Below are 11,935 nucleotides of genomic sequence, written 5' to 3' on the forward strand. Positions count from 1 at the left end.
GGCAAAAATGGGATAAGCGTCAGCGACAACATGATGATCATGAAGCACACAAACAGACTGACAGGTATGCTCATACTGGTATTGAAACCGATGAATGCAACAAAAAACAAAAGATAAGCCAAGGCGCGCCAGCCACTTTTAATTTGCTGTTTTAACCAGCGCTGGTTCTTATTACTGAGGTAAATAACGGTAGTTCCTGCAAGTAGCAGCATTACCAATATTGAAGTAAGCACTTTTCACTCCCTGTTATTGCGTAAATTCGATCCTGTCCATTATACACAAACAGTATTGATAATCACTACTATTTACCTTATTACACAGTTAAAAGCGACGTTAACTAGCGCATTCGGACCAGATGGTAGACGCGGCCCAGCAAAACCAAACAAATGGCACCTGTTAAAACCGGGAACAGCAAAAAGCCCCAGCTTTTACCTGTTAGCATGATAAACAGCGGATTTGCGCCAGCTGGCGGGTGCACGGTTTTACTTAGCACCATCAGCATCACCGCCAATCCCGTTGCGAGTCCTAACGACAGTGCATTAACAGGGATAAAAGTAACAAACACAACTCCTACCACAGCAGTAATGCTGTGACCCGCAATCACATTGCGCGCTTTCGCAAGTGGGCTATCTGGCACCGCAAAGATAAGCACACAGGATGCACCAAACGCCGCCATCAGTAACCAATACTCCTGATTGTGATGCCCAATCAACGCTAATGCGGTAATTGCCAGCATAGTACCGACACCCGCAGATAAAGAAACAGTCCAGTTTGACACAACACCTCCTTAAAGTAGACAGATTGTTCTACCTGCCATGGTAGACAACCTTGTCTACTCATGTCAAGATAGGTGAAATTTAAAGGAGGTGGGTATGTCGGACAAGCGAGCGTTACTACTGAACAGCGCGTTAGAGCTGTTTTACGAAAAAGGCACAGCCACGGTTGGGATCAATGAGATCATTGCACACAGCGGCGTTGCCAAGAAAACCCTTTATCATCACTTTAGCTCAAAAGAGGATCTTATCCTCGCCGCTTTGTCACTCAGAGACCAAAGGTACTTGCAATGGCTGAGTGAAAGGCTCACGGATGCTGACAGCAACGCCGATTTAGTCAGGCAATTATTTAATGCTCTTAATGACTGGTTTAATGACCGTGCTACCGAGCTTGGTCATTTCAGAGGGTGTTTTTTTATTAATACGGCTGGCGAATCGGCAACACTGAATCAACTCATTGCTGACCGCTGCGCCAGTCATAAAGTTGCTGTACGTCGTCTTATCACGAGTAGCCTGCCCCAACCCAACGACAGGTTGGTTGACGCATTATGCTTACTCAAAGAAGGAGCAACAACCTCGGCTTTTGTGCAGGGAGATAAGCAGGCCGCGTTGCGCTGTATTGATATTGCCCTTGCATTCGATGCACCCGCGCCTTTTGCTGTGTAATGCAGTGAAATTTAATCGTCTAGCCCGCTGCACTATAATGGGTTAGAACTAGTAAAAATTTGAGTAACAACAAAATATTGTGCAACAAGATAAGTATCTGAAACAAGGCGCGCTCACGCTCAGCGTGTCCGTTATTATTGGCTTTTTGGTTGATTATGCGTTCAATTTGAGCCTTAGCCGCACGCTGACGACACACGAGTATGGCGACTATAAGGTTGCCTACGCTTATGCCACCATCTGTGGCGTATTAGTTTTGCTCGGAGGAGACAGAGTCGCGCCTAAGGTCTTAGCCCGACCATTAGCGAACAAATCAGCTCGTGAAGTTGGCGGCTTTGTCGCCTTCTTTAGTAAAATTGCACTCGCGCTGTCTCTTGTGCTCTTTTTAATTGTCTATTTAAGCGGCTACATTCACTTAGGCAGCTGGTCAGTTAACGATCACCATGCGTTGCTGTGGATCTCAGCTGCAATCCCACTCATCGCTCTCGGCGCAATACTGAGCCGTGTCTTACAAAGTGCAAAAATGCTGGTACACGCTAATTTGCCCTGGCGCATCGTGCTTCCTTTGGCTAAAACAGTGGTGATCCTGACGCTGGCGGCGCTGTTAGAGCAAGTGCATTTATGGCATGTTATCGTTGCAGGCATTGTGATTTTAGCATTGATAACCAGCTGGCAGCTGAAAGTTTTACAGAATAAAGACTTTCTCACCCTGTTGCAGATAACGCCCGTCAGCAACCAGCCACAGCTTCTGGCAACCTCAATTCCTATGATGCTTGCGATGTTAGTGACCATTGCTGTCTCACAGCTGGATTTATATATGCTCGAGCTGCTGGCTCTGGAGCATGAGGTTGGGCATTATGCCGGTGCTGCCACCACGGCCCACATGATCCCGGTCGCACAGGTCAGTGTCATCGCTTTGTTCGTTCCCTTGTTAGGACAGGCGCTGGAAAAAGGTGAAGACCACGCAGAACACATATTATGGCAGGGTCAGAAAATCATGTTTGCCATCGTTTTGGTGTTATCATGTGGATTATTTATGTCGGGCTCACACTTATTACAATTATTCGGCGAAGATTTTTTCAGCGCGAATGACGCCTTACATTACCTCATTCTTGGCTCGTGTTTCTGGGCTGTGACCGCGTTTATTTCGACCTGGCTACAATACACCGGTAAAGGTAAGTATGTTGTGATTATCGGCATACTGACACTCTGTACAGACGGTCTGTTAAACTGGTTATTGATCCCCACCCATGGCATTACCGGTGCCGCAATTTCAACTTGTGTGGCACTTTTTCTCGCCTCACTGTTAACTTGGGCGACATTTTTATCGACCAAAAAGCACGCACTAAAAAGCCACAGTATTCGCTCTGGTTAACTCGTAACCGTTAATTTCAAGGGTACGGTCGATTGTCTATTAAAAAAATTGACATAATATGTACCTTTTTGTACTTTTAACCGGCTGGCTAGTTTGCGAGCAGGAACTAATAAAAATAATAAGGAAAATTATGAAACAACAAGTAAAGCAAAGCGCTGCATTGGCAGTCATGCTATTGTTTGGTTTATGCTTGGGCGTTGCGCTTAAATATGGCTATACCAAACTCACTTATCATCCGCATGTAATAACACAGGATACATCGGCCCACTACGAGGGCACAGATAAGCCCGTGATCCTTTATACCACTCAATGGTGTCAGTACTGTAAGCAAGTTAAAAGCTACTTTAAACAGCATAATATTAATTATCTGAGCAGAGACATTGAATCCGACGACCAGCGTATCGAAACCCTATTTGATAGTTTGCAGCGTGCTGATATACCTCAAATTATCATCGGGAACAAAGTCATTACCGGCACCAACCTGAGTGTTGTAGAAAAAACGCTGCGAGAGCAGTCTTTTCTATAGTCCCCTCTCACGAGGCGAATACCCATTACGTAGACGCCTCGTCTTTGTTGCGCTATCTTAAAGAGTGTCTCCCTGTTAGCTCACTTTTTTGGAGCATGCTTTGCAAAAAACTTGGTTATTTCTGGTGATTGGCGCGTGTTATAGCCTGTCCAGCTTTGCCACCTATCAAAACCTTGGTCGTTCACCTGCTGATATTTTAAGAGAAGCAGAGGATTACATTATTGTAGAGCCTTCACACTCGTACCGTTTACTCAGGCAAATCACTTCAATTGAGGCACTCTCCCCATCACAACAGGTACGCTGGCACTTAATTAAAGTCCGTTCCTCCATCGCGACAAATAACTTAAACAACATTGAATCAGAACTGGAAGCACTCATACAATTACAGGAGCAAGCTTACTTTAAAAAGCACCTTGCGAGCATGTTAAGTGCCATGGGGATTGCGTTAAGGCGGCTTGGTTACCTTGCTGAAGCAAAAACCCTTTATACCTGTGCCCTGACGCTCAAACTCTCAGACAAAAAACGAATGGCTTTGCTTATCAATCTGGCGGTGCTTTCAAGACACATGGATGATTATTCACTTGCCCGTCAGTCCTATCAGTCAGCACGAGACATCGCGCTGAGGCTTCACCATGAACGTGCACTCGCAAACGTAAATAATAACCTGGGCACACTTGCTCTGGACGAGGGAAAGATTAAATTAGCCGAAACTTATTATCGTGACGCGCTGGTTGGCTACCAATCCAGTGATAAACGTTCGGGCAACATCACCGCAGGCACCAACCTACTGTTTGTATTCGCCATTCAGGGGCACACGCTCAATTTCCAACGCCTGATCAGCCCGATTTCAGCTTTGGTTGACGCTTACCCAGACAAGTCTAAAAAAGCGCTGCTACTTTGGTTAGTCAGTGCGAATGATGCTAATTTGGGTAAAGCGCTGCCTCAGGACACCCGAGAAAACCTATTGTCTGCATTTGAACAACTTGAAAGTGAAAAATTGCAGCAACTGGTTAAGCGTTACCTGGCCCCTAAAGTAAAACTAGAAGTAATCCCGGCCAAACGCCCCGAACGAGTCAAAAAAAAGCTGCCTGCCTGGTTTAAAGCACGTTCTTTTTGCACTGAGCCTGCTGCCAACCTTAATGCCCGGCAAAATCCTGCGTCTCAAGATACAGCGACTGAACAAAAGTAAATGGCTCAAGTTCAGTTCCAATCAGCGGGGTCTTAAGCTCGCTCTCGACCAGTTTGCTTGAATCAATTTGTCCCAGGCAGTTAACCTGAACTATTTGATCAAAGCTTGGCAGCCTGCCAATTTTGTGGACAAGTAAACAAGACTGTTCTGTGACGGGTTTCATATAAAAGTGACCATTGTCGGCCAATACAATCGGTTTATCTAATATGATCTCTTTCACTTTCAAGCTCAGGCCCTGTTCGACCATAGTCCCGGCCCGCTCGAAGTGCCCACGATATAAACTACCTGTAAGTTCAGTTATGTCGCCCCTGCGCAGCTTATCTAGCTCAAATGGTTCAGGAGCAAACGTCACCAAATGCTCAGACCTCAGCAGACTTGCTACTTGCTCATGTTGGCGCACAGCACCCACTTCAAACACAAGCTGCCTCGCATGCACGCCATCGGGCATAGGCAAGTGAGAGGCAATTATTTTATGTTCCACTTGCATCAAAACCAGACCATGAACACCAAAGCTATTGTGAAGCTGGTGTGCAACCACATAAGGACTCAAAAACAGTAATAGCCACTTAAACAACGAAAACTCCTAAATTTTTAGCATATTTTCGCTGAGTTTAAGGTATATTTAGTTCCATATCTTCTCCGAAAACTCAACTGTAGTTCCAAAATGGAAATAGTAGAATTAAATCGCTTTGTCGCAATTGCCAATGCTCAAACGCTTCAGAGCGCCGCTGTAAAGCTGCATACCACCCCGGGTGCGCTATCTAAATCTTTAAAGAAACTTGAGTCATCGCTCGGTGTACTGCTATTTGACCGAATAGGCAAACAGCTGGTCCTGAATGAAAATGGTATGCGTCTGTTACCTGAAGCTATCAAAATATTGGATCTTACCCAAAACATAAAGTCGCTATTGGCTCCTCAACAACCTATGTTTTGCTGTCGTATATCTGCTCCGGCAATCCTCCAATATCGATGGGTTGCGCTTATCGGACAGCAAGCTTCAGGTATCCAAATGAGTTACGAAACTGACTTCGAAGTCGCTGCACTTGATAAGCTCAAACGCGCCCAGGTGGATGTTGCATTAACGACCAGCTTAGTTAAACCTTATCTGACTGATGATCTCGAAGTGAATTCATTGGGCCAGCTTAGGCTGGAGCTGGCGGTTGGCGCTACACACCCACTAGCACACAAAGTGGATGTAACACATGAAGATCTCGCCAGTTTCCCCTTTGCAGTACCTGAGGTGTCCCCTTTTTGTGGCGAAGTACGCGGGATCGGATGCGATGGCTGGCCAACGACTCATTTTCACAGAGAGGTAAAGTGGGTGTTAAACGATTATGCGGCATTATGTGAACTGGTTAGGTGTGGAAAGGCGATTGCCTACCTGCCAGATTATATGATCTCGGCCTGGCAGCTCGAGAAACTGCCTGTTGTGGATGATGCCAGCAACAATGCAGAGCAGCTGTGCTTAATTCACCGGCGTAGTGCACCAGTTTGGATAAAAGAGCTTGTAAAAACGTTAACAGGCTAATTATACAACCTTTTAAAGTCGCACTCATATCGAAACGTTTACTTGTGTAGCCAATTTTGCGGCAGTAATCAGGGCAGCGTTGGCGCCATGAGCTTAGCTCAACGCTTGCTTAATGCTGTTGATTACAGCTCCACAAAGGAGCTGCAATCAACATATTGTCTATCGTTATCTAACGTAGATATAGGTTACCTGGCTTGCGGCATATCCATTGACATTGCTTGACTTGTACATAGCGCCGTTAAAGTTGTAGATGTTGGCATAATTCAGCATAGTGTAATCTGTACCGCTGCCCGAGCATCCTGATGTCTCGTGCCAGAACAGTCGAAATCTTGCTTCACCTGTTCTGTCTTTATTCTCTCCAAGTGTATCCTGCAGCGGAATGCAGTTAGCGGTGTTTAACACGCTGAGATCGGCAATGGCGTAGTTATTGATCGCAGGCATCACCATTAGCATTTCCTGCATGCTGTTTTTGTAGTTTACCCACTGTGCATCCGTCAGGTGGTAGTTGGCATCAAAACTTGTGATATTTTGTGTTGCTTCAAACCAGCCATCCAGCGTCGTGTTACTGTTTGCGTAGTTATATCCCACCACTCGACGCAAACCAACCAGAGTCCAGCCACCACCGTGCTCATCCATGTTACAGTACGTTGTGAACTCGGGCATAACGCCATTACCATCCTGATCAAGCACATAGAACCCGGATGGAGACTGTGGTTCATTTTGTAGTAACGCGTTGCAGCTAGCGTAATAAGGACTTGGTAAGGTGATGGCGTCTTTGTTTGCTCGAATACTGACAGTATCTGAACCATAAGAGGTCACGTCTTGAGCAAATAGATGGCCGTCGATCGTCAGTACGTTAACAACTTCCTCAATATGTGTCAGCTCTGCGTCTTTGGATTGCTCTTCCGATAAAATAAGTTCGTGTTGTTTAAACACCGCACCAGTGTGGTCCATAACGACTTGATCGATGTTGTAGGCCTCACCTGAATCAAGCGTTCCTTCCTTATTGGGAGCATAAACAGCCAGATACGCGACACTCTGCTGCGTGGTTGCACGACCTGCAACCGGTTGCTCCTGGTACTCAACGTAAGCACTAAAGCCGAACTGATTGACATTACTCGCGCGAGCGACATAAGAAGACTGATTGGCATCACTTTGGCCACTCAAAAATAGGTAAGGAGTCTGCGACAACTGCTGAGTGAAGCGAAACGTTTGTTGTGAAATTCCAGCCTCAATACTACCCACTTCCCATATCGATCCATCTGCCATTTCATGACGACCTTTATCAAGCGTAAGTGTAGATACCGTTTCACTTTGGTGACTCCCATCCAGGTAATCCCACTCAGCAAATCGTACCGACACAGTTCCATCGCCATTGTCTGAGACCATCACGTTGCCCGGCTCAGCATCGTTTAAACTAGCCACACCAGTAACGAGCACCTGCTGTGCTGTTTTGGGAACAGCCACACTTTGATCTGTCACTGTGATCTCTGTCAGGTTAAACGCCTGTGCAGAAGCACCAGCAAGAATACAACAGGTGAGTAGGGTTTTTTTAAACATATAAAAGTCCTTTGTGGGTCATATTACGTAGAGCCGTTTTTGCGGGTAACATTTTTGTTGATAACGTTACCTAATGGTCAAGTTCATCCTGGGTTCCCCCAACGTTTGAATTGAAGCACATATTATCTACACATACTTTGATTTGATTCAATACTATTTTATTTTTTTAAATTACCAAGGTAGTTATTTAGGATTAGCTTTGTGCAAATCAGCCACAAAGGTACAATAATTTCGTCTATCAGACGCAGAGATCATTACAAAAGAGGGGTCCGTTTGACTAACGGATAACAGATTCATAAAAGCCAGCATGACGCTGGCTTTTTCATTATTGGTTGCTAAGAGCAATTATGCCGATTTAGCGCGCTGCGCTTCTTTCTTTGCTTGTTTTTGCTCTTTACGGGCACGTAACGTTTCTTGCGCTTCATGGCCGATATGGCCTTCACCACGTTGCTTTGCCAGTTCAATTTGTTTCTGGCGTTCAGCAAAACGGGCTTTTTGCTCTTCAGTCACGTGCTCGTAACAGTGGTGGCATGACACCCCTTCCATGTATTCAGGACGTTGCATTTCTTCTTCGGTAATTGGCATACGACAAGCGTGGCACTGCTCATAAGAACCCTTGTTCAGGTCGTGATCAACGGCAACGCGGTTATCGAATACAAAACACTCGCCTTCCCACATAGTCTCTTCTTTTGGCACGTCTTCCAGGTACTTAAGAATGCCGCCTTCGAGGTGATAGACTTCGTCAAAGCCCTGCTCTTTCATGTACGCTGTTGATTTTTCACAGCGAATACCACCGGTACAGAACATGGCCACTTTCTTGTGTTTTGCCGGGTCGAGGTTTTTCTCGGCCCACGCCGGGAACTCACGGAAGGTTTTAGTATTGGGGTCAATGGCGTTCTTGAAGGTCCCGATCTCGATTTCGTAATCGTTGCGGGTATCAACCAATACTACGTCAGGGTCTGAGATCAGTGCGTTCCAATCCTGTGGCTTAACATAAGTACCCACCACTTCTTTAGGGTCAATGCCTTGCACGCCCATGGTGACGATTTCTTTTTTCAGTTTAACCTTAGTGCGGTAAAACGGGCAGGTTTCGTCGTATGACTCTTTATATACTATGTTGTCCAGGCCTGGCTGCTTGTCCAGCCATGCCAGTAAAGCATCAATGCCGTCACGTCTACCAGCGACCGTGCCATTGATCCCTTCTTCTGCCAGCAATAAAGTACCACGCACTTCATTGGCTTCCATCACATCTAGCAAAGGCTGACGGATCGCTTGATAATTCGGCAAAGACACAAACTTGTACATTGCACATACAACAAAATGGTTATTCATAACTTTCTCTTCAATAAGCTTTAAAACAGCCTACACTTAAGCACGACGTGTAAGCACATAACCGGATCGTAAATCCGGCGCCAGGCGCGATATTTTACGGATTTTAAGGATAATTGCAAAACCGTTTGAGCGCGCCCGTTACAGAACTGACATTAAGCACTGTAAAGTTATGGTTCTTGAGAGAGTTAGTTTGTTATAATGCTGCGTTTTAGAAAATAATTACTGGAGAAGAGTACCTTGAGATTTTCCGAACTGGGTCTTGACCTGCGCTTTGAAAAACAATTAGAACACCAGGGGATCACCACCCCTACCGAGATCCAGGCCCAGGCCATCCCAACCGCCCTTGCCGGGCACGATACCTTTGCACAGTCAAAAACCGGCTCAGGAAAAACTCTGGCATTTTTGCTCCCAGCTGTTCAACGCGTAATGAAGCAAAAAGCACTTAGCAAGCGAGATCCTCGTGTGCTAATCGTTGCACCTACGCGAGAACTGGCTACTCAGGTGTTTAACCAGTGCCGGTTACTCATTGCCGGCACCGCTATGTCGTGCACCAAAGTACTCGGCGGTGAGAACTTTAATGATCAGGTTAAAGCGCTTCGCAAAGACCCCCACTTTGTGATTGGTACACCGGGCCGGATCACGGACCATATAGAACAACGTAGCTTGCAGCTTCATGGCCTTGAGCTCCTGATCTTCGACGAAGCCGACCGTATGCTGGACCTGGGCTTTGAAAAGCAACTGTCGACCATTAACCAGGCGGCCGATCACCGACTTCGTCAGACCTTACTATTCTCAGCAACGCTTGAGCATGCTCAGATTGAAATCACGTCCAGAGATCTGCTCAAATCAGCCAAGCGCATCCTGCTCAGTGGCAGCAACGAAAAGCATGATGATATTCGTCAGGCAATGTATTTTGCCGACCACCTGGATCACAAAGAAGCCCTGCTAAAGCACTTTGTACAACAAGGTGATGTAAAGCAATGTATTATCTTTACCGCCACGCGTCAGGATACCAACCGATTCAGTGACATGCTCAATGACATGGACATTAAAGCCGTTGCACTGGCAGGCGATTTGCCACAAAGCAAACGTCTTGAGATCATGGATGCGTTCAGCCGTGGCCTTTATAAGGTGTTAGTTACCACAGACGTTGCATCTCGCGGTCTGGACTTACTTAATGTTTCTCATGTCATCAATTTCGACTTGCCAAAACAAGCGGAAGAATATGTTCACCGGATCGGGCGTACTGGCCGGGCTGGGTTTAAAGGCGATGCGATTTCATTTGTTGGGCCTAAAGACTGGAAGAGCTACGAAGCCATTGCAGCTTATCTTAAGGAGTCAGTTCAGTTTCAGTCCGTTGAAGGGCTTGAAGCAAAGTTTAAAGGCTTTAAACCCAAAGTGGCTAAACCTAAGCCAGGTGCTAAGCGCAAGACTACAGAAACAAAAGCAAAGGCAAAACGGCCACTTAAACGTAAGCCACAGCAAGCGAAAAAAGCCATTCCGGCACCGTTTGATGTCGACGGACACGCGCCACTAAGAAGAAAACCTAAAAAGCCAACCGAGGAATAAACATGCTAGGTACTACTCAATTTTTAATGATCGAAGAGATTTGTGCCGAAGGTGCATACCTGGATGGCAAAGAGCATGGCGACGTTTTTTTGCCACTCAAAGAGCTGCCTGATCATCTTGAAGCCGGCGACAATGTTGAAGTGTTTGTGTACAGCGACAACCAGGGACACCCCTGCGCAACCACCCAAAAGCCACTTGCTCAATTAGGTGAGTTTGCCCTGCTCCGTGCCAAGCAAATTAATAAGGTCGGTGCGTTTTTAGATCTTGGGATTAGCAAAGATGTATTAGCGCCTTATAACGAACAGAAGCCAAAAATGCGCGAAGGCTACAGCTACCTGGTTAAGCTGTATCTGGACAACGCCAGCAAGCGTTTATGTGCCTCCAGTAACCTTGGAAAGTTTTTAAACAAGACGCCTGCACAGTACAAAAAGTTTGAGCAGGTTGAGTTAATTGTCGCCGCTAAAACCGATCTGGGCTATAAGGTCATCGTCAACGAGCAACACTTTGGCATGGTATTTTTTAATACTGTGTTTAAACGTATGTACATAGGCCAGCGTATGACTGGCTACATAAAGCAGGTTCACGAAGACGACAAAATTGACGTGTTACTCGAAAAACCTGGCATGGATAAGATCTCAGACTTGGGTGAACAGATCCTTAAAAAGCTTGAGGAAAACAACGGCTTTTTACCACTGGGCGATAAGTCAGATCCGGAGCTTATTAAAAAAACCTTCTCCACCAGTAAAGCCAACTTTAAAAAGGCCATTGGTGGTTTGTTCAAACAAGAAAAGATCCAGATTGAAGCCACATCAATCTCACTTTTAAAAAACAAAAAATAAAATTAGTGCAATTTTAATTTTACATTTAATTTAAGTTTCCCTAATATGCAAACGCGCTTGTCATTTGGATACGAGCGCGTCTCATATACATAAGGAAATTTATAATGAAAGTTCTAAAAACATCACTAATTTTAGCAACCCTTACGCTTACTGGTGCAGCACAGGCTGCTTCTTTGGGAGTCAGTATCGAAGAACAACCTCGTCCGGGTGTACCACAAGCACGTTGGACAACGGTTAACATTGGTGATGCTTATTCACAAAACCAGAACGCGAAGTTTAACTACAGTGTTTCTAACTACAACATCAACTTTTCGTGGACGACCAATGACGGTGCAACGGGTGGTTGTAACATCTACTACGATGTTAACAAAGATAGCTCGACTAATTTCAACGATCAGGTTGCTAAACGTCGTTATGACACAACGAAAGCGATCCTGACGAACCTGAAGCAAGGTGATGAGTTGTTCATTCAGTCAGCGTTCGGACGCGATGGCGAACCGTGTGAAGTAACGTTAAGACACAGCATCAGCCTGTGATCTGATATGATGGGCGCACTGATGTGCGCCGTTTAGACTATTTGA

The 11,935-nt window shown here is 45.7% G+C and carries 12 protein-coding genes; 8 read left to right on the plus strand and 4 right to left on the minus strand.

Translation table 11 applies throughout. The annotated features are described in order from the left end of the window. Window positions 1-337: 337 nt before the first annotated feature. Window positions 338-778 carry an HPP family protein gene (locus L1285_RS13850; protein ID WP_235412805.1) on the minus strand — a complete coding sequence of 147 codons (441 nt, stop codon included), beginning with the start codon at window positions 776-778 and terminating at the stop codon, window positions 338-340. Between the two features lie 94 nt (window positions 779-872). Between L1285_RS13850 and L1285_RS13855 the strand changes: the two genes are divergently transcribed. The 4 genes from L1285_RS13855 (at window position 873) to L1285_RS13870 (ending at window position 4,526) form a co-directional block, all read left to right on the plus strand. Next, a complete protein-coding gene (locus L1285_RS13855) occupies window positions 873-1,439 on the plus strand; it encodes a TetR/AcrR family transcriptional regulator (RefSeq protein WP_235412806.1) in 567 nt (188 codons plus the stop codon). Between the two features lie 79 nt (window positions 1,440-1,518). Further along, entirely contained in the window at window positions 1,519-2,811 is a 1,293-nt protein-coding gene (locus L1285_RS13860; RefSeq protein ID WP_235412807.1) for an oligosaccharide flippase family protein, read from the plus strand. A gap of 130 nt (window positions 2,812-2,941) precedes the next feature. After that, window positions 2,942-3,337, plus strand: coding sequence for a glutaredoxin family protein (locus tag L1285_RS13865; protein ID WP_235412808.1), 396 nt, complete (start codon window positions 2,942-2,944; stop codon window positions 3,335-3,337). 100 nt (window positions 3,338-3,437) lie between these two features. Then, window positions 3,438-4,526, plus strand: a complete 1,089-nt coding sequence (locus L1285_RS13870) for a tetratricopeptide repeat protein (protein WP_235412809.1) — start codon at window positions 3,438-3,440, stop codon at window positions 4,524-4,526. Here the strand turns inward: L1285_RS13870 and L1285_RS13875 are convergent. Beyond that, window positions 4,474-5,100: a hypothetical protein gene (locus L1285_RS13875; protein WP_235412810.1), complete on the minus strand. Its 627-nt coding sequence runs from the start codon at window positions 5,098-5,100 to the stop codon at window positions 4,474-4,476. The two genes, L1285_RS13870 and L1285_RS13875, sit on opposite strands and share 53 nt — an antisense overlap. Window positions 5,101-5,190: 90 nt before the next feature. On the opposite strand from L1285_RS13875, the gene L1285_RS13880 reads away from it, so the two are divergent. Next, window positions 5,191-6,054 carry a LysR family transcriptional regulator gene (locus tag L1285_RS13880; protein ID WP_235412811.1) on the plus strand — a complete coding sequence of 288 codons (864 nt, stop codon included), beginning with the start codon at window positions 5,191-5,193 and terminating at the stop codon, window positions 6,052-6,054. A gap of 165 nt (window positions 6,055-6,219) precedes the next feature. Here the strand turns inward: L1285_RS13880 and L1285_RS13885 are convergent, their stop codons facing one another. Both L1285_RS13885 and trhO read right to left on the minus strand, forming a co-directional pair. Next, window positions 6,220-7,614: a fibrinogen-like YCDxxxxGGGW domain-containing protein gene (locus L1285_RS13885; protein ID WP_235412812.1), complete on the minus strand. Its 1,395-nt coding sequence runs from the start codon at window positions 7,612-7,614 to the stop codon at window positions 6,220-6,222. Between the two features lie 345 nt (window positions 7,615-7,959). Next, on the minus strand, window positions 7,960-8,946 hold the full coding sequence (gene trhO / locus L1285_RS13890) for an oxygen-dependent tRNA uridine(34) hydroxylase TrhO (protein ID WP_235412813.1): 987 nt from the start codon (window positions 8,944-8,946) through the stop codon (window positions 7,960-7,962). Between the two features lie 237 nt (window positions 8,947-9,183). Between trhO and L1285_RS13895 the strand changes: the two genes are divergently transcribed. The 3 genes from L1285_RS13895 (at window position 9,184) to L1285_RS13905 (ending at window position 11,890) form a co-directional block, all read left to right on the plus strand. Next, on the plus strand, window positions 9,184-10,515 hold the full coding sequence (locus tag L1285_RS13895; protein ID WP_235412814.1) for a DEAD/DEAH box helicase: 1,332 nt from the start codon (window positions 9,184-9,186) through the stop codon (window positions 10,513-10,515). Then, window positions 10,512-11,354, plus strand: coding sequence for a CvfB family protein (locus tag L1285_RS13900; RefSeq protein ID WP_442960503.1), 843 nt, complete (start codon window positions 10,512-10,514; stop codon window positions 11,352-11,354). Before L1285_RS13895 ends, L1285_RS13900 begins: the two co-directional genes overlap by 4 nt. A gap of 104 nt (window positions 11,355-11,458) precedes the next feature. Continuing rightward, a complete protein-coding gene (locus L1285_RS13905) occupies window positions 11,459-11,890 on the plus strand; it encodes a hypothetical protein (protein ID WP_046004453.1) in 432 nt (143 codons plus the stop codon). Window positions 11,891-11,935 lie beyond the last annotated feature (45 nt).

Source organism: Pseudoalteromonas sp. DL2-H2.2 (genome assembly GCF_021532535.1).
Lineage (GTDB): Bacteria > Pseudomonadota > Gammaproteobacteria > Enterobacterales > Alteromonadaceae > Pseudoalteromonas > Pseudoalteromonas rubra_A.

Excerpts from the sequence above, each read along its gene's own strand:
- L1285_RS13855 (WP_235412806.1), top strand. The coding sequence starts at position 873 with ATGTCGGACAAGCGAGCGTTACTACTGAACAGCGCGTTAGAGCTGTTT.
- L1285_RS13865 (WP_235412808.1), top strand. The coding sequence starts at position 2,942 with ATGAAACAACAAGTAAAGCAAAGCGCTGCATTGGCAGTCATGCTATTG.
- trhO (WP_235412813.1), bottom strand. The coding sequence starts at position 8,946 with ATGAATAACCATTTTGTTGTATGTGCAATGTACAAGTTTGTGTCTTTG.
- L1285_RS13885 (WP_235412812.1), bottom strand. The coding sequence starts at position 7,614 with ATGTTTAAAAAAACCCTACTCACCTGTTGTATTCTTGCTGGTGCTTCT.
- L1285_RS13905 (WP_046004453.1), top strand. The coding sequence starts at position 11,459 with ATGAAAGTTCTAAAAACATCACTAATTTTAGCAACCCTTACGCTTACT.
- L1285_RS13880 (WP_235412811.1), top strand. The coding sequence starts at position 5,191 with ATGGAAATAGTAGAATTAAATCGCTTTGTCGCAATTGCCAATGCTCAA.